Annotated in this window: 13 protein-coding genes; 11 read left to right on the top strand and 2 right to left on the bottom strand. The window is 46.2% G+C overall.

Annotated features, from left to right (window positions below):
• Positions 1 to 75: 75 nt before the first annotated feature.
• Positions 76 to 597 carry an NADPH-dependent FMN reductase gene (locus FIV04_RS10435; protein WP_152469085.1) on the top strand — a complete coding sequence of 174 codons (522 nt, stop codon included), beginning with the start codon at positions 76 to 78 and terminating at the stop codon, positions 595 to 597.
• Between the two features lie 61 nt (positions 598 to 658).
• Here FIV04_RS10435 and mnmC read toward each other — a convergent pair whose 3' ends face one another.
• Complete coding sequence (gene mnmC / locus FIV04_RS10430; RefSeq protein ID WP_152469084.1) at positions 659 to 2,809, bottom strand: bifunctional tRNA (5-methylaminomethyl-2-thiouridine)(34)-methyltransferase MnmD/FAD-dependent 5-carboxymethylaminomethyl-2-thiouridine(34) oxidoreductase MnmC; 2,151 nt, start codon at positions 2,807 to 2,809, stop codon at positions 659 to 661.
• Between the two features lie 56 nt (positions 2,810 to 2,865).
• On the opposite strand from mnmC, the gene fabB reads away from it, so the two are divergent.
• From fabB to purF, 10 genes are all read left to right on the top strand, one after another.
• Positions 2,866 to 4,077 (top strand): beta-ketoacyl-ACP synthase I, encoded by a 1,212-nt coding sequence (gene fabB / locus FIV04_RS10425; protein WP_032551898.1) that lies wholly within the window; start codon positions 2,866 to 2,868, stop codon positions 4,075 to 4,077.
• Between the two features lie 334 nt (positions 4,078 to 4,411).
• Entirely contained in the window at positions 4,412 to 5,545 is a 1,134-nt protein-coding gene (locus FIV04_RS10420) for a 4-phosphoerythronate dehydrogenase (protein WP_152469083.1), read from the top strand.
• A gap of 12 nt (positions 5,546 to 5,557) precedes the next feature.
• The gene (locus FIV04_RS10415; protein ID WP_032551900.1) at positions 5,558 to 6,571 is read left to right on the top strand and encodes an aspartate-semialdehyde dehydrogenase; all 1,014 of its coding nucleotides are present in this window, start codon (positions 5,558 to 5,560) and stop codon (positions 6,569 to 6,571) included.
• Positions 6,572 to 6,780: 209 nt separating this feature from the next.
• Complete coding sequence (locus FIV04_RS10410) at positions 6,781 to 12,030, top strand: FimV/HubP family polar landmark protein (protein ID WP_152469082.1); 5,250 nt, start codon at positions 6,781 to 6,783, stop codon at positions 12,028 to 12,030.
• Positions 12,031 to 12,158: 128 nt separating this feature from the next.
• On the top strand, positions 12,159 to 12,953 hold the full coding sequence (gene truA, locus FIV04_RS10405) for a tRNA pseudouridine(38-40) synthase TruA (RefSeq protein WP_152469081.1): 795 nt from the start codon (positions 12,159 to 12,161) through the stop codon (positions 12,951 to 12,953).
• Positions 12,954 to 13,128: 175 nt separating this feature from the next.
• Positions 13,129 to 14,055 (top strand): acetyl-CoA carboxylase, carboxyltransferase subunit beta, encoded by a 927-nt coding sequence (gene accD / locus FIV04_RS10395; protein ID WP_032551903.1) that lies wholly within the window; start codon positions 13,129 to 13,131, stop codon positions 14,053 to 14,055.
• Positions 14,056 to 14,097: 42 nt separating this feature from the next.
• On the top strand, positions 14,098 to 15,360 hold the full coding sequence (folC, locus tag FIV04_RS10390; protein WP_152469080.1) for a bifunctional tetrahydrofolate synthase/dihydrofolate synthase: 1,263 nt from the start codon (positions 14,098 to 14,100) through the stop codon (positions 15,358 to 15,360).
• Positions 15,361 to 15,927 (top strand): SPOR domain-containing protein, encoded by a 567-nt coding sequence (locus FIV04_RS10385; protein WP_152469079.1) that lies wholly within the window; start codon positions 15,361 to 15,363, stop codon positions 15,925 to 15,927.
• Positions 15,928 to 15,988: 61 nt separating this feature from the next.
• On the top strand, positions 15,989 to 16,480 hold the full coding sequence (locus FIV04_RS10380) for a CvpA family protein (RefSeq protein ID WP_032551906.1): 492 nt from the start codon (positions 15,989 to 15,991) through the stop codon (positions 16,478 to 16,480).
• A 33-nt stretch (positions 16,481 to 16,513) separates the two neighbouring features.
• On the top strand, positions 16,514 to 18,028 hold the full coding sequence (gene purF, locus FIV04_RS10375; RefSeq protein ID WP_032551907.1) for an amidophosphoribosyltransferase: 1,515 nt from the start codon (positions 16,514 to 16,516) through the stop codon (positions 18,026 to 18,028).
• A gap of 108 nt (positions 18,029 to 18,136) precedes the next feature.
• On the opposite strand, the gene FIV04_RS10370 is transcribed toward purF, so the two are convergent.
• Complete coding sequence (locus FIV04_RS10370; protein ID WP_150869031.1) at positions 18,137 to 19,012, bottom strand: LysR family transcriptional regulator; 876 nt, start codon at positions 19,010 to 19,012, stop codon at positions 18,137 to 18,139.
• Between the last annotated feature and the right edge of the window lie 212 nt (positions 19,013 to 19,224).

The raw sequence follows: 19,224 nt of genomic DNA, 5'->3' as shown, positions 1-19,224 counted from the left end.
AAATCTTGTGATTGTTCCATTTCGTGCTTAGGCTAATCTAATACCACTTACCGAGATAAACGAAAGGACATCATCATGAAAGTTATCGCATTTGGCGCAAGCACCAGCTCTACTTCTATCAATAAAGCTCTAGCAACTTACGCGGCTAACTTGATTGAAGGAGCTGAAGTAAAAATCTTGGACATTAACGATTACCAAGTTCCAATGTTCAGTGAAGATAAAGAGAAAGAGATTGGCCAAGCGGAAGGTGCTCAAGCATTTTTACGCGACTTAGCGGAAGCCGACGCTTTTGTTATCTCTTTCGCTGAGCACAATGGCCACCACCCAGCAGCGTTTAAAAACCTGTTTGACTGGGCGACACGAATTGAGCGCTCAGTATATGGTGAGAAACCAGCGGTATACCTAGCGACGTCTCCAGGCCCTGGTGGTGCACAGAATGTGCTAGGTGCGGCAACGGGTTCAGCACCTTACTTCGGTGGCAATGTAAAAGCGTCGGTGTCTGTACCAAGCTTCTACGATAACTTTGACTTTGAGACGGGTTCAATCAGCAATGAAGAGATCGCAACCCAGATTAAAGATGCGGTAGCCAAACTGTAAGTCATGCTTACTAGAAATTAGAAAAAGCCCAAGCTTTTAACTAAGCTTGGGCTTTTTGGTTTTACTGATTACGTCCGGCTTGTTTGTCCGCCACCCAACCAGCGGTGAGCGCTTTGCCTTTGCGCAGCCTTCTTACCCACATACGGCTAGGGTGAATCGCTTCCAATACATCAACAGGTAATGGCATTGGGTCGCCACAGATCTGCGATGCTAACACTTCAGCGAGTAACGGTGCTGAGCTTAATCCGCGCGAGCCTAAGCCAATAAAGCAGTAGAGGTTAGGGTAGCTGGCTACGGTTTCTATGCTGCTAGCTTGGTCACGCTGCGGGTTAAAGTTATGCAGGTTTTGATACTGCACTTTAATCGCTTCGAAATTGCCGACGTTACCAACAAATGGCAAGTGATCACGGCTAACACTGCGGATGCCTTGGCGTGATAGGTTACCAGTGGTGTCGACATCTTGAGTCCATGCTTGGTCTGGTAGCGAGCCATGTAGGCGCTCACCATTGTGCTGTTGAACTTCAGCATCAAACTCTTGATCGATATGACTCTTGTCGTAGTTTGCCCCAATACAGTGGTGACCATTGTTCGGGTTTTGCGGTGTCATGTAGCCATCGAAGCAGAGCACGGTTTTAAGCTTACTCAGATTCTCAGTGGTTGGGATATGACTGACCTGACCTTTCACCGGGGTCAATGGTACCGGAGCGGTTTGCTCAAACTGAGTAAACTTGTGTCCATTAGCCACCACCACTTGGCTATGCAGCTTAGTGACTTCGCCTTGCGGGGTATCGATGGTGAGCTTCCATTTCTGGTCAGCATCAAGCCACTCCAGATTGGTTACTTGATGTTGGTAGTGAGCTTGCAGCAGACCACTAGCCTCAAGTTGAGAAATCAAGCCTTGAGTCAGTTGGCGTGGGCTTAACCAACCGCCGAGTGGGAAGTAGACACTCTCTTTATCGACAGGCAGACCAATTTTTTCATTGGCTTGGTCTGGAGACAGACGCTGAATCAAATCAGTATGGAAGTTGCCTTCAAGCATACGATTGAGCTTTTTGGTCGAGCCTTCATCCCACATCAGAATATTCACGCCGCACCAGTCGTGATCAAACTCGATGGAATCAGACGCTTGCTCAATGAACTGGCGCGCAAACAGTAACCCGGGACCAAATACACGCGACACGTTTGAGCGAGTTTCACTTAGCAGTGGATAGATCGCCCCTTGGTTATTGCCAGATGCATTTTCTGCAGGCTGTGCATGCTCACAATAGAGCGATACTTGCTTACCGCGGCGGGTGAGCGTTTTGGCCAGTGCTGCGCTCGCCACACCACCACCAATGATGGCAATATCTTCGGTGTCACTATGAGGCGCTAAACCAAACCAAGGCTTGATGTTGGAGTTATCTTGCTTTTCATTGAGGCGGCCCGCAATCATTTCGCGCTTGGTACCAAAGCCTTTAACCTTTTTCATCTCAAAGCCAGCTTCAATAAGACCGCGGCGAACAAAGCCCGCTGCAGTGAAGGTCGCGCAGCTACAATCTTGCTTAGCCAGTTTAGCCATGCCATTGAACAGGTTTTGGTTCCACATTTCAGGGTTTTTGCTCGGTGCGAAACCATCGAGGAACCAAGCATCGACTAGTCCCTGCTGTGGGTTAGGGACAAGTGGCATGCAGTCTTTGATATCACCAAACCACAGGTCGAGCGTGATTTTACCATCGCCTAGCACAATGCGGTGACACTCAGGCAGTGCAATCGGGTAGTGCTCCTGAAGCTGAGTCGCGTACTCAGCCAGCTCCGGCCATGCCTTGTGTGCTTTGATGAGATCGTCTTTATTTAGTGGATACTTCTCAAAACTGATGAAATGTAACTCTTTGGTCACAGCTTGTGGGTTATCTTTGAGAAACGTGTCAAACCACTGCCAGACAGCAAGGAAGTTTAGGCCAGTACCGAAGCCCGTTTCTGCAATTACAAAGCGACGCTGTTCGTGTTCTAGCCAGCGCTCTGGAAGGTGGTTTTGTTTTAAGAACACGTAACGAGTCTCTTCTAAACCGTTTACGTTTGAGAAGTAAACGTCGTCGAATTGGTCGGAAACTGGCGTACCAGACTCGTTCCATTCCAGTTCAGCATTAGTAATTGAAGTCATAAAATCTGTCATTTTGTGATTTGAAGCGATATGTTGGGAGGGATTGTACGAATTTCTAGGAAAGCTGACCACTTTTGTTGGCCTTCTTGGTTATCATCTAGCTGAATTTTGAATTATAGGAATGTCACATGAAACGAGTCGTAATCACCGGTATGGGTATTGTTTCAAGTATCGGTAACAACGTCGAAGAAGTTTTAGCATCATTAAAAGCGGGTAAGTCAGGTATTACCGCTTCAGAGCAGTTCAAGGAACAAGGCCTTCGCTCTCAAGTTTGGGGTAACCTAAAAATGAACCCAGCTGACCATATCGATCGCAAAAAAATGCGCTTTATGGGTGATGCAGCGGCATTTGCATACCTTTCAATGGAGCAAGCAATCGCTGACTCTGGTCTAACAGAAGAGCAAGTATCAAACGATCGCACAGGTATTGTTGCGGGTTCTGGTGGTGCTTCATCTCTAAACCAAGTTAACGCGGTTGATATCCTGCGTGAAAAAGGCGTTAAGCGCGTTGGTCCATACATGGTTCCACGTACAATGGCGTCAACGGTTTCTGCTTGTCTAGCGACTCCTTTCAAAATCCGTGGTGTGAACTACTCAATGAGCTCTGCGTGTGCGACATCTGCACACTGTATTGGTCACGCAATGGAACTTATCCAACTGGGTAAACAAGACGTAGTATTCGCTGGTGGCGGTGAAGAACTAGATTGGTCTCTGACTATGATGTTCGACGCGATGGGCGCACTATCTACTAAGTACAACGACACTCCAGAGCAAGCATCTCGTACATACGATGCAGACCGTGACGGGTTCGTAATCTCTGGTGGTGGCGGCATGCTGGTTATCGAAGAGCTTGAGCACGCTAAAGCACGTGGCGCGAAAATCTACGGTGAGATCGTAGGCTACGGTGCAACATCTGACGGTTACGACATGGTAGCTCCGTCTGGTGAAGGCGCAGTTCGTTGTATGAAGATGGCAATGCAAAACGTTGAAGGTGTTGATTACGTGAACACTCACGGTACTTCAACGCCAGTTGGTGACGTTAAAGAACTTGGTGCTATCCAAGAAGTCTTCGGTGGCAACAGCCCAGCTATCTCTGCAACTAAAGCTATGACAGGTCACGCTCTAGGTGCTGCTGGTGTACACGAAGCGATTTACTCAACGCTAATGCTAGACAATGGTTTCATTGCGCCAAGCATCAACGTTGCAAACCTAGACGAAGCAGCAGCGGGTCTAGACATCGTAACTGAAGCTCGCGAGCAAGAGCTAACAACAGTAATGTCGAACAGCTTCGGCTTCGGCGGCACTAACGCAACGCTAGTGATCAAAAAGTACCAAGACTAAGTCTTTACTTTCATCACCAATAAACAGAATAAGTCTGACGACAGGCGTATAGATTATTAGATTTCTAGGTTTCCAGAGCTTGATCAGTACTGGCTTTGGTTAGTCACTGGTCGAACAGACGCAGACTCTGTCTCCTGGAGAGCGAGACAGGATCCTTTTGTTCTGGGTATTTGCCCGATTGTTTATTCAATCGGGCATTTTTCTTTTTATAGCGTCCTAAGCGCCACAAGCTAAGGTCGTTTGTCTATTTGCCCTCGACAGCCGCTGTCTAATTTTGCACAATCATTTCAATTCTCATTTTAGGTCGATGGACCGTAACTAAAGTACCCGCGTAATGAAAATCTTAATCGATGAAAATATGCCTTATGCTGAAGATCTATTCAGTCAGCTGGGCGAAGTGATTTTAAAGTCAGGTCGTACCCTAACAGCTGACGATCTTGTAGATGTTGATGCTCTAATGATTCGCTCTGTGACTAAAGTGAATGAGTCACTGATTAGCAAAGCGAATAAATTGAAGTTCGTCGGCACGGCAACCGCAGGTATGGATCATGTTGATCAAGACTTGATGAAAGAGCGTGGGATTTTCTTTACAGCCGCTCCAGGTTGTAACAAAGTCGGTGTGGCTGAATATGTGTTCAGCTCAATGATGGTACTGGCGCAGCAGCAAGGCTTTTCAGTATTCGACAAAACGGTCGGCATTATCGGTTGTGGTCAAGTGGGCAGCTACTTAGCTCGTTGCTTAGAAGGTATCGGCATTAAGGTGCTTTTGAATGATCCTCTAAAACAGCAAGAGGGCGACGCGCGTGAGTTCACTGAGCTTGAAACTCTACTTGAGCAAGCGGACATTATCACTACGCACACGCCGATCACCAAAACGGGTGACTACCCAACGCATCATTTGATCAACGAAACGGTACTGAACAACTTCCGTGCTGATCAAATCTTGATTAACGCAGCTCGCGGTCCTGTGGTGGACAACCAAGCGCTGAAGGCTCGCCTACAAAAAGCGGATGGTTTCACAGCAGTATTGGATGTTTTTGAATTTGAGCCAGAAGTGGACATGGAGCTATTGCCACTGCTTGCCTTCGCAACACCACATGTTGCTGGTTATGGTTTAGAGGGCAAAGCGCGCGGTACAACCATGATTTTCAACAGCTATTGTGAGTTCTTAGGTAAAGAGCAACGTGCTTATGCAAGTGACTTATTGCCGACGGCACCAGTGCCGAAAATGAAATTAGATAGAGCATGGGACGAAGCAACACTGCACAATTTGACTCAGTTGATCTATGATGTGCGCAAAGACGACGCCTTATTCCGTCGCAATATCGCTACGCCAGGTTCTTTTGACCGCATGCGTAAAGAATATTGGGACCGCAGAGAATACAGTGCAGTCGAACTAACGGGTGATGAGACTTGTAACTTAGCACCGTTAGCGAAACTCGGTTTTATGGTAAAGCCAACTTTATAAAAGAGAGAAACAATGAGCCAAGAATTTAATATTGCTGTTTTAGGTGCGACGGGTGCGGTTGGCGAAACCATTATCGAAGTACTAGAAGAGCGTAAATTCCCTGTCGGTGAACTGCACTTACTAGCAAGTGAACGTAGTGAAGGCAAAACCTACCGTTTCAATGGTAAAACGGTAAAAGTGCAGAATGTAGAAGACTTTGATTGGTCTCAAGTACATATCGCATTTTTCTCTGCTGGTGGTGATCTATCTGAGAAGTGGGCTCCGATTGCAGCAGACGAAGGCGTCGTTGTTATCGACAACACCTCTAAGTTCCGTTACGAGTATGATGTTCCTCTGGTTGTTCCTGAAGTGAACCCAGAAGCAATCGCAGAGTTCCGTAACCGTAACATCATTGCAAACCCGAATTGCTCAACTATCCAAATGGTTGTCGCACTAAAACCGATTCACGATGAAGTGGGTCTAGAGCGTATTAACGTTTCTACGTACCAATCGGTTTCTGGTGCAGGCAAGCCGGGTATTGATGAGTTAGCAGGCCAAACAGCGAAGCTGCTGAACGGTATGCCAGCAGAGAACTCAGCGTTCCCTCAACAGATCGCATTCAACTGTATCCCACAGATTGATGAGTTCACTGAAAACGGCTACACCCGTGAAGAGATGAAGATGGTTTGGGAAACTCAAAAAATCTTCGCTGACTCTTCAATCACAGTAAACCCAACATGTGTTCGTGTGCCAGTATTCTACGGTCACGCTGAATCTCTACACATTGAAACACGCTCTCCAATCGGTGCTGAGCATGTTGTTCAATTGCTAGAGAACACAGAAGGTGTTGAAGTGTTCCACGGCGCAGAGTTCCCAACTCAGGTTCGTGATGCAGGCGGTAAAGATCATGTAATGGTTGGTCGTATCCGCGGTGATATCAGTCACCACAGCGGCGTTAATATGTGGGTGGTTGCTGACAACGTTCGTAAAGGCGCAGCGACCAACGCAGTGCAAATCGGTGAAGTATTGATTCGCGATTACTTCTAATCGACACCCTCACTGTTTATTGAAGCCTCACTCATTAGTGGGGCTTTTTTAATCAATCAAAAATACATCTTCACAAATTGTGTGAAATTGCTGCGAATATTGTCGTCGCAACACATTTTTTGTTTTCATCCCTATAGTTTTGCTCCTGTTATCCGATATATTTAGTAGATCGTTATTTTTCCGAATTTAAGCACCTAACTGAGCCTTTTATGTTTCAAATTTTCAAGCAGTGGTGGATGCCTTTAGCGTTTGTTATTGCGACTCAGATTTCCGTAGTTCGTGCAGATACTATTCGAGTGGTTGGCCCCGATGGACAGATAAAATCCTCGCCAACATTCTCAGAGCCAGTTCGCGCTCAATCACTCAATCAAGCGAGTGAGCCTTCTCGATTTTATGGACCAACCAATGGCAACGAAACCTTGTGGTCTATTGCATCTCGACTGCGCCCTGATAACTCAGTTTCAGTGCAACAAACGCTTTTGGCGATCTACCGATTAAACCCTCAGGCTTTTGAAAATCAAAACATCCACAGTTTAGAGCCATCGAGTTACCTGCGTGTACCATCTCTAGAGCAGGCTCGTGCAAGCTCAACGCAGCAAGCGATCCGAATTATGGACTCGCACCAAGCTAAGCTGAACGCACCATCTAGCCAGCCAGTCGCTCCTACTAAACCAGAAGTAGTAAAACCTGCGACACCAAAACCTGCTCCAGTCGTAAAACCAGAAACGGTTGAACCTAAGGTAACGGCTGAGACCAAACCTGCTGCGCCATCAAAGCCGATGATGTCGCCTCAAGAAAATGAAGTGAACCAGCTTGAGAAGCAGCTGGAGATGTCAGAGTCTGAGCTGTTGTCTCTTGAAGAGAAAAACCATCAGCTGCGTCTGATGCTGTCCAATGTTCAGTCTGAAGTAGAGGTACTCAAAACTGAGCTGAGCGATGAAGACCGTATTCGCAATGAAGTAGAAAAACTGCTTGAAGAAGAGCGTCAGAAGAACGCTGAAATGGAAAAAATGGCACCTAGCACCATGGACCAACTGCTGTCTAACGGTTGGCTTGTTGCTGCATTGGCCATTATTCCGGGTCTTCTAATTGGTCTAATAATTGTTCTACTGCTAGGCAGAAAGTCTAAACAAGACGATCCTCAACAAGCAGCGCAAGAAACTAATAATTTACCGGAGCAAAACAACGTTGTTCCAATGCAGCTCGACGAAGAGATGGCGGACCTTGATACAGAGCTTTCTTTGGACGATGAGCTGTTCGGTGCTGATGAAGACACTGAGAAGCTGTTTGATGATGAAGGCAGCAGTGAGCAGGAAGATGTCTTTGCTGGATTGGACGATGCTGATCTTGACTTCAACCTTGACGGCGAAGATGACGACCCATTTGCTGGTATTGGTGATGACGGCGATCTAGATGGTAGCTTCGAGGATATCGATTTAGACAGCAATGACCTTGATAGCAATAACGGCATTAGTGTTAACGGTGAAGAAAAAGCGCTTGGTCTTGAAGAGATGGAGCGTGCCCTTGACGAAACAGTAGAGAGTGCACTTGATTCTGATGAAGGTGAATTTGACCTTTCAGATGATAACCCAATGTCTGCCGACGATATTGAAGCTCTATTGTCTCAAGATGCCCAAACTGAAGATCTTGGCTCTAATGAGTTGGATCAGTCGATGTTGGACGACCTGTTTGCATCTAGCGATGATGATGACGATAGCTTCGACCTCGATACCTTGATGTCGGAAGACGACAGCTCTACTACGCCGGGTGTGAGTGATGACTTTGACATCGATGCGCTTATTTCAGAGCAGCAGCCGTCTGCGGATGAGTCGTCGACTTCTACTGATACGCCTGACTTAGGTGACGAATTCGATATTGATGCTCTTATCTCAGAGCAACAATCGCCAGCTGAGCCTGCAAGCAACGATGATATTGACGATATTTTCGCTCAAGTTGCAGAGCAGTCGCCAGCGGATACTGAAAACGAGTTTAAGCTTGATGAGCAAGAAGACCTGACGTCTCAGTTCTCAAGTGAGCTCGCTTCTGATGATGACATCGAGAATATCCTTTCTCAATTTGATCAGCCTGCGCCCGAAGAGGAAGGATTGATTGGAGACGATCTACTTTCCAACGACCCAGAGCTGGCTTCTAACGAAAGTACTGACTTACTCGATGAACTGCTTGATGGTGACGATGTAGACCTTAGCAATTCAATCGATCTTCTTGATGACATGCTAGGAGATGACGATGAGACTGGCGAACAGGAACATCTAGACCTAGACCCGCTTGCTGAACTTGAAGAGTTGTCGGGTTTATCTGAAGAAAATGAAGATGATTTTAAGTTAGATGAAAGCAGTACAGATCTGCTCGATGACATCTTAGATGACGATGATACGCCGTTGTCACTTGACGATGATGAGACACTCGATGAGCTTCTGGGTAACGACTTATCTGACTCATCACTGCTAGAACCCGAGACGCAAGAAGAGTCAGAATCTCTCGACCCGTTCGATGATCTGCTAACTAGTGGCATTGATGATCTAGAGCTTGAACAACACACCCAGCCTGAAGAACCAAGCTTTGAGCAATCACTCTCTTCAGCACTTGAAGAGACGCCTGAAACTCCAGAAGCGAGCTTAGACGAACTTGATCCATTTGAAACAGCAGAAGCTCCTGAACCGGAAGACGATACTGAACAAGAAGTTGCCGCAGAGTTAGAACCTGAAGCACTAGAAGCGGAAAGTCCTGTTGATGATATTGAAGTAACAGATGAGCCGACAGCTCCGGTTGAGCAAGAAAGCAAAGATTTCAACCGTAACGACTTTATTGATGACATGTTCGACATTGCGCCTCAAGCAGATGCACTGTTTGATGAACATACTCAACAAGAAGATTCTATTGCGACAGATGATTCGAAGCTAGAAGCGACATCAGAGACTCAAGCTACTGATCAAGAAGCGTCCATCGACGAGGATATGCTTGCTTCCCCACAAGTTGAGAGCGCAGAGCAGGATGTTGCATCAGCAGTAGAGCCCAAGTTAGAAGAGTTCGAACCTGAGCTAGAAGCATTTGATGAACCAACGCCATCTGCGGATTTGGAAGAGAGTGTAGAAGAACTACTGTCTCAACCAGAGCCGGAAGTTCAGCCGACACTAAATGATCTGGAAGATGTACTAGCCGCGGATTTAGAACAAGAGACATCTCAGCAGTTCACAGAAGAACAATCGGTAGAAGATTCGACAGAGCTTGAGGATGATTGGCTTTCTGCTGCAATCGACGATGTTGAGTCGCCGCAAGAGGTCGAGTCGGATTTTGACTTCGCGCCGAAAATTGAAGCTAGCGAGCCTCAGCTGGATATGGAAGACTCTTTGCCAGAGCCAGAGCCAGAGCCAGAGCCAGAGCCAGAGCCAGAGCCAGAGCCAGAGCCAGAGCCAGTTCGTGCTGCGAATATGCCAGAGATCATTCCAAACGAGTTTGGCGTACCAGAAGATGACGATTGGCTGTTCGAAGATGATGCGAGTTCCGAGCCTTTAATGGCAGAGCCGCAGGCTGATGAAACACCAGCTCAAGAAAAGCCTGAACTCCAAACAGAAGCGCCAATTCAAGAGCCTGTAACTCAAGAAGCGCCAGCTCCAGAGCAAGCTGCTGAGGAAGAGTTCTCGTTCGACGATCTAGAGCTGCCAGAGTTTGGTGAAGACGATGCAGTAGATGCTGTTCAAGATGAACCTAAGTTAGAAACAGAAACGCCAGCTCCTGAGCAAACAGCTGAGGAAGAGTTTTCGTTCGACGATCTAGAGCTGCCAGAGTTTGACGAAGAAGATGCGCTAGATGCTGTGCACGATGAACCGCAACTAGAAACGGATACGCCAGCTCCAGAGCAAGCTGCTGAGGAAGAGTTCTCGTTCGATGAGCTAGAGCTGCCAGAGTTTGACGAAGATGATGCACTAGATGCTGTTCAAGATGAGCCGCAGCTAGAGACGGAAACGCCAGAAACAGAAACACCGACTCCAGAGCAAGCTGCTGAGGAAGATTTCTCGTTCGATGATTTGGAACTGCCGGAGTTTGACGAAGACGATGCGCTAGATGCTGTTCAAGACGAGCCGCAATTAGAGACAGAAACTTCAGCTCCAGAGCAAGCTGTTGAGGAAGAGTTCTCGTTTGATGATCTCGAACTGCCAGAGTTTGACGAGGATGATGCGCTAGATGCCGTTCAAACTGAGCCGCAACTAGAATCTGAAGCGCCTGTTCAAGAGACAGTCGCTCAAGAGTCTTCAGTTCAAGAGCCTTTAGCTCAGGAAGAGTCGGCTCAAGAAGATTTGACTTCAGAAGTTCCAGCACAAGAACGAACAGCTGAAGACGAGTTCTCATTCGACGATTTAGAGCTACCAGACTTTGAAGAAGAAGACGCTTTAGCTGAGATTTTAAGTGGTGAAGATGATGCTCAACTCGAGCAAGACCTTGCCATTGATGATGGCGCGCTAGAGCTTGAAGAGAGTGAACTGCCAGAATACGACGAAGAGAGTGCAAAAGCAGATGCGGTGTTGGATGACATCGAACTGCAGCAATCTGAGCCTGTCCCTCTTGAGCCGGGTGTGGAGCTTGATGAAAGTAAGCTACCTGAGTATGGGGAAGATGAAGCGCTTAGCGATGCGTTCTCTGAAATTGGTGAGCCACTTAATACATACGGGGCGCAAGCGGAAGAGCAAGATGCACTGCATGACCTTTTCTCTGGTGCGAATAGCTTTGCAAATGATGAGATTACGCCGCATCAGCCTGAAGCAGAACAACCATCATCGGCAGTGGCTCAAGATGAACCGTTAGAGGGTTTTGACGAGTTCGATGAATCAGCATTAGTTGAGTTGCTGTCTGAAGATGTACAAGACTCGGTTGACTCTATGTTCGACCAGCCAATGGACAACACCGCTATCGACAGTGCAGGTCTTGATATTGATGCAATGTTGGAAGTGGGTGGCGAAGATTGGAAAGGTTTCAGCTTAGAGCCTGAACAGCAATCGAGCCTATCTCATGAAATGCCTGATGACCAGCAAGAGATTTGGGAATCGGCTAAGCATCAACCAGAGCCTCAAATCAAAGAAGAGAACTGGGGTGCGCAAGACCAACTGCTCGAAGCAACGGCTGAAAAAGAGCAACAGTTCATGACTATTGATGAACTGATGGCTCAGGTTGAGCAAGAAGACGGCGAGATGGTGAACCCTGATGAGGAAGAACTCAAGCTAGATGTTGGCCTTAACGAGTTCCCAGATGTAATTGGCGATATCGGTAATTATGATGTCGATAGCAATGCTGAAGCTGCAGGTAAGCTAGACCTCGCTAAGATCTACATTGAGATGAGCGATCCGCAAGGCGCGATTAAGTTGTTAGAAGAGGCCATTGTTGATGGTTCTGATGAAATTCGTCGAGAAGCTAAAAACTTAATTGATACGTTAAACGGACGCTAATCTAAGAAAATGAGAAGAGAGCCAGATACACGGCTCTCTTTTTTTATCGGTAGTTTTCCGTCAAGCGATTTGGGATACGCTCCTTTTGCGTATATACTTCGAGCCCCATTTTCAAAGAGAACAAAAACATGAAAATTGCTTTAGGTATTGAATATGACGGTACCCACTATTTTGGTTGGCAACGCCAACGTGACGTAAAGAGTGTCCAAGAATCCTTGGAAAAGGCGCTTTCGGTTGTCGCAAACCACCCAGTTGAAGTGCAATGTGCAGGTCGAACAGACGCAGGCGTACACGGTACAGGGCAAGTCGTTCACTTTGAAACCAATGTAAACCGTAAAATGGTGGCATGGACAATGGGTGCTAATGCAAACATGCCTAAAGATATTGCGGTTCGTTGGGCAAAAGAGGTACCTGAAGATTTTCACGCTCGTTTCTCTGCAACAGCGCGTCGCTACCGTTACGTGATATTCAACCATGCACTTCGCCCGGGAATCTTGAATTCAGGCGTGAGCCACTACCACGGTGAGCTTGATGAAAAGAAAATGCATGAAGCAGGGCAGTACTTACTGGGCGAAAATGATTTCACTTCATTCCGTGCAACGCATTGTCAGTCCCATAGCCCTTGGCGCAATCTAATCCACCTGAACGTTACTCGTCATGGTCACTACATTGTCATCGATATTAAAGCCAATGCATTTGTGCATCACATGGTGCGCAATATCACGGGCAGCTTGATTGCGGTCGGTAAAGGTGAGCAAAAGCCGGAATGGATTAAGTGGCTGCTTGAAGCCAAAGATAGAAAGCTAGCTGGTGCTACTGCTAAGGCTGAAGGTCTCTATTTGATTGATGTGGATTATCCTGCACACTTTGAGCTTCCAAGGGAGCCGGTCGGCCCGCTGTTTTTACCTGATAATTTGAACTAAATGTGGGACTTAGGTTCAAAAAATATTGCGAAATCGTGCGTAAAATAGCTCATGAAAATAGGTACAACCAGTTTTTTATCTACACTTGCTGTTTTATGTGCTTTAATCTCCTCGCATAATTCCCAAATTTATTTCTTTCGCAATTAGGCGGAAGAATCGAAAGAAAAGGTCTTCCATGAGTTGGCTTGAAAAGATTTTAGAAAAAAGCAACATCGTAACTTCTCGTAAAGCGTCTATCCCTGAGGGTGTTTGGACTAAATGTACTTCTTGTGAGCAGGTTCTTTACCATGCTGAACTAGAGCGTAACCTAGAAGTATGTCCAAAATGTGACCATCACATGCGTATGAAAGCGCGTCGTCGTTTAGAAACTTTCTTAGATGAAGGTGAGCGCGTCGAGCTAGGTTCTGAATTAGAGCCACAAGATAAGCTAAAATTCAAAGATTCAAAGCGCTATAAAGAGCGTATCTCTTCTGCTCAAAAGGGCAGTGGTGAAACAGACGCACTGGTTGCAATGAAAGGTGAGCTGCTAGGTCTACCTATCGTTGCTTGTGCATTTGAATTCTCATTCATGGGCGGATCAATGGGTTCGGTTGTGGGTGCTCGTTTCGTTCGTGCGGTTGACGCAGCTATTGAGAACAACTGTGGTCTAGTATGTTTCTCTGCTAGTGGCGGTGCTCGTATGCAAGAAGCACTGATGTCTCTTATGCAGATGGCAAAAACCAGTGCAGCTCTAGAGCGTCTTTCTGCGAAAGGCCTACCATTTATCTCTGTAATGACAGATCCAACAATGGGTGGTGTTTCAGCAAGTCTAGCTATGCTAGGTGACGTGAACATCGGTGAGCCGAAAGCACTTATCGGTTTTGCTGGTCGTCGTGTTATCGAGCAGACTGTACGTGAAGACCTACCTGAAGGTTTCCAACGTAGTGAGTTCCTACTAGAGCATGGTGCTATCGATATGATCGTTGATCGTCGTGATATGCGTCAGCGCGTAGGTAGCCTAATCGCGAAAATGACTAACCAGCCTTCACCATTAGTAGTTTCTGTGAACGATTCACCGAATGAAGCTACTTATGAAGTACCAGAAGCGCCAGAAAAAGGGTAAAGTACCATCTAACAAACCTACTTACATATGGTTATGAGTTAGATGAGTCAACAACCTATTCCTCAAGCCACATCCTCTCTCGAGATGTGGCTTGATTATTTAACAAACATTCACACCAGTGCGATCGACCTCGGATTAGACCGTGTTCAAGCTGTCGCACAGAAATCCAATCTCACCAAACCTGCTAAGCATGTGATCACTGTTGCTGGGACGAACGGCAAAGGCTCAACATGTGCTTTGATGGAAGCGATTCTTCTTGATGCTGGCTACTCAGTTGGCGTATACAGCTCTCCACACCTGATTCGTTACAACGAGCGTGTCCGTATTAATGGGCAAGACCTTTCTGATCAACAACTGGTCGATTCTTTCGATTTCATTGAGAAAGAACGTGGCGAAATTAGCTTAAGCTTTTTCGAGTACGGTACTTTAGCTGCGCTGCGTGCCTTCCAAGTTGAAAACGTTGATGTGGTACTTTTAGAAGTGGGTCTCGGCGGGCGTCTCGATGCGACCAATGTCGTTGACCATGACGTTTCTGTTATCACGAGTTTAGCGGTCGATCATGTTGACTGGCTGGGTGATGATATTAACGTGATTGGTTTTGAGAAAGCTGGTATCTACCGTAGTGGTAAACCTGCAATCTGTGGCCAACCTAAGCCGCCAGCAACCGTCGCTGCACACGCAGACGATATTCGAGCTGAGTTTTACCAAGTTGGCATTCAATACACATATGAAGTTACGGGTGACACTTGGAACTGGCATAGCGGTGCATTCCAGCTAGAACAGCTGCCAATTCCAAGCTTACCACTACCGAATGCTGCAACCGCGTTGATGGCACTTGGCACCTCAGAACTCGACATCAGCGATGTTAATGTTGTAAATGGCCTCAAGAACGCACAACTTCCTGGTCGCATGCAGAAGATCAGTGATAAGCCAACAATCGTCTTAGATGTAGCACACAACCCACATTCGGCTGAATATTTTGTTAAGCAAGTTGGTCAACAGTATGCGGGTAAAACTCTGCATGTTGTGGTGGCTATGCTGCACGACAAAGACATTCCTGCCACGCTAGATGTACTTGCTCCAATCGCTCAACATTGGTATCCAGCTTCACTACAGGGCCCAAGAGCGGCGAAAGCTGCTGAGTTATGTGAAAGCTTACCAAGTGGAACAACAGAGTACTCATCGCCTGTAGAGGCATTTGAGACGGCTCTATCTAAAGTAAGCGAAGACGAAGTGATTCTTGTTGTGGGTTCATTCCATACGGTGGGTGAAGTACTGGAGCATTGGCAAACAAAAGGAAACTAAATGGCAAGTAAATTCCAAAGCCGCTTAGTGGGCACCATTATTTTGGTGGCCGTGGGCGTTATTGTTCTTCCGGATGTACTGGATGGCAAAAAGCTTCACTACAAAGAGGAGTTTGCAAGCATTCCAATTAAGCCTGAACTTGAAGGTGATGTTGAAGTGTTTGAGGTGCTTGATCCTGTCGAAGATGAAATTGCGCTACCTGACTCTCCAGTAGAAGCGATTGTACAAGAGTCGTCACAGCCAGAAACAGTCACAGCCAGCAAAGAGAGCAAAGTCGATGATAATGTCGAGATTGCTATCAAGCCGGTGACTGAGAAGAATGAGTATCAAGATAGCGCGTGGATCATCCAATTAATGGCATTGAAAAATGCAGACAACGCTAAGAACGTTGTGAAGGATCTGCAAAAGCGTGGTTATCAAGCTCATACCAAGCAAGAAAAAACATTTACGCGAGTAATAATTGGCCCAGATATCTCTAAATCCAAACTTGAGCGTCAAATTAAGGAATTAGAAAAAATTACTGGTTCAAAAGGCCAATTGCTCAAATTTAAACCGTTAAATCCATAAGAAAACGTTTGCGTCAGCATTTTTTCTGTTAAAATGCGCGCCAACTTAAGATGAAGAATTCATGAATTGGTTAGATTTTGTCATTTTAGGGGTGATCGGCTTTTCAGCTTTGATCAGTTTAGTTCGTGGTTTTGCTAAGGAAGCATTGTCACTCGTTATTTGGTTTGGTGCGTTTTTTATCGCCAGCCAGTATTACGCCAAATTGGCGGTTTACTTTACAAATATCGAAGATGACATGTTTCGAAATGGCGCCGCGATAGCAGCATTGTTTGTTTCGACTCTGGTTGTCGGTGCGTTAATCAATTACGTGATTGGGCAGCTAGTACAGAAAACGGGCTTGTCTGGTACAGATAGAATCCTGGGTATCGTCTTTGGCGGTTTACGAGGTGTTCTGATTGTGTCAGCTGTGCTGTTTTTTATGGATGCGTTTACTGCATTCCCAAGTTCTGAGTGGTGGAAGAACTCGCAGTTGGTTCCTGAATTCAGTCGAATCATTGCACCGTTCTTCGAGCATTTACAAGCAACATCAAGTTTCTTATCTGGCGCGCTTTAGCGCCAGTTAATGTCGAAAATCGAGGATTAGGACATGTGTGGTATTGTTGGAATCGTGGGTTCAACACCTGTAAACCAGTCAATTTATGACGCTTTAACGGTATTGCAGCATCGTGGCCAAGATGCCGCTGGTATTTGTACCATAGAAAGCAATCGTTTTCGTCTGCGTAAGGCGAACGGTTTAGTTAAAGATGTTTTCGAAGCTAAACACATGCAACGCCTCCAAGGTGATGTTGGTATCGGTCACGTTCGTTACCCAACAGCAGGTAGCTCTAGCGCTTCTGAAGCTCAACCTTTCTACGTAAACTCGCCATTTGGCATTACCCTAGCTCACAACGGTAACCTAACGAACGCAAACGAAGTTCGTGAGAAGCTGTTTGAAAAAGACCGTCGTCACGTAAATACAACATCAGATTCTGAAGTACTGTTAAACGTACTTGCTCACGAGATCGATACTGTGAAAGGTAACGTGACGTCTGATGACGTATTCCGCGCAGTGGCTAATGTACACCGCACCATTCGTGGCGCTTACGCAGTGACAGCAATGATCATCGGCCACGGTATGATTGCGTTCCGCGATCCAAACGGTATTCGCCCACTGTGTCTTGGTAAGCGTGAAGTTAACGGTCGCACTGAGTACATGGTTGCTTCTGAGTCGGTAGCGCTTGATGCGGTTGGTTTCGACTTTGTGCGTGACGTTGCGCCGGGCGAGGCTATCTACGCTACGTTTGAAGGTGAGCTGTTTACTAAGCAGTGTGCTGACAATCCAAAACTGAACCCTTGTATTTTCGAATTCGTTTATTTTGCACGCCCAGATTCTTTTATCGACAAGATCTCGGTCTACAGCGCACGCGTTGAGATGGGTGAAGCACTAGGTCGTCGTATCAAAGACGAGTACTCAGATCTTGATATCGACGTGGTTATCCCAATCCCTGAAACATCGAATGACATTGCTCTACGTATTGCTCAAGCGATCGATAAGCCATACCGCCAAGGCTTTGTGAAGAACCGTTACGTTGGTCGTACTTTCATCATGCCAGGTCAACAACAGCGTAAGAAGTCTGTTCGTCGTAAACTGAATGCGATTCGCTCTGAGTTCAAAGGCAAGAACGTACTGTTAGTCGATGACTCTATTGTTCGTGGTACAACATCAGAACAGATCATTGAGATGGCTCGTGACTCAGGTGCTAATAAAGTTTATATGGTTTCGGCTGCACCAGAAGTTCGTTTCCCGAATGTTTACGGCATCGATATGCCAAGTGCAAACGAGTTGATTGCGCACGGTCGTGACAATCAAACTATCTGTGACCAAATCGGTGCAGACGCGCTTATCTTCCAAAAACTGGATGATCTGATTGAAGCGGTAGGTCAAGGCAACCAAGACATTACTCAGTTTGATACTTCGGTATTCAACGGTGAGTACGTTACAGGTGACATCGACCAGAAGTACCTAGATTTCCTAGATGCACTGCGTAACGATGATTCAAAGATTCAGCGTGAGATTCAGCAGGATTTAGCAAACCTCGAACTACACAACGAAGGTGCGTAAGCTTTATTCACAGTTGTGTAGGTGAATTTATAGCTTTCTCAGCAAAACAAATACTAAAAACCAGAGCACGAGCTCTGGTTTTTTTATGGGGTAAGCAGAATATCTTGCTTAGTGAATGTGGTACGCGATCACAAAATCGATAAATAGGCGCACTTTTTCTGGTAGGTGATCTTTGTGATTGTAGAGCATGTAAATGTCTCTCGGGTTAGCACTCCAATCATCTAACACTCGTACTAAACTGCCATCTTCAATGTACTCACGGATCATAACATCTGGCATTAGAGTGATGCCTAAGCCTCCTGAACATGCCTGTCTTACCACGTTTAACGCGTTAGCATTAAAGCGGCCTTTCTCGGTGTTCACAACGCTCTCATCGTTAGAGTTGCTTAGCTGCCATTTAATTAAAGGGTAGCCTTTGAGAAGTGAGTGGTTAGCCAGCTCTTCCGCGTGAGTAGGGGCTGGATTTTTCGCTAAATAATCAGGACTTGCAACGAGTATGTCCTTAACTTCGCTGATCTTACGAGCAATAAGGCTAGAGTCTCGCTGCGGGCCAACACGGAAAATAACGTCCCATTCGGTCGGGTCGAGTTGGTCAGCTTGGTTGTTCATCATCAGCTCAATGTTGATATCTGGGTATTGGCTCATGAAGTCGCTGAACATCGGCATCATCATACGCTTGGTCAGGTTTGATGGTGCAGAAATACGGATTTTACCTGATGCGCCCTTGCAGACATCAGTCAGTTCTTCGGCAGTCGATGCCAAACGTTGTAGTAACGGTGAGCACTCATTGAAAAAACGCTCGCCAGCCTCTGTCAATGAAAGTTTACGCGCATGTCTGTTGAGAAGCCTCAGGTTTAGAGAGTCTTCCAAAGCTTGAATACGTCGTGTGATCGTCGCAACCGGAATCATAGTTTTGCGTGATGTTGCGGTGTAGCTCCCATTTTCGACGACTAATCGAAACAGGTTTAAATCATCTAATTTCATAAATCCAGACACATTTGTTTACAAACTCACTTAATTTATACGTAACACTGAGAACAAAGTTTGCGTCACGTCAACTTGTTGCACTATTTACAAGTATTCCAATCCCTGATGGCAATTACCAGTAAAGTTGGTAAATTTGTGTATTCACCATTTTATTACTAAGTTTGATAAAGAGTTCTTAGAACAGATAACAATAATAAATCGACTTTGTT

The organism is Vibrio sp. THAF190c (genome assembly GCF_009363355.1).
GTDB classification, from domain to species: Bacteria; Pseudomonadota; Gammaproteobacteria; order Enterobacterales; family Vibrionaceae; genus Vibrio; species Vibrio fortis_A.
Note: the sequence above shows the minus strand (reverse complement) of the source record. Positions and strands in the feature narration are given on the sequence as shown.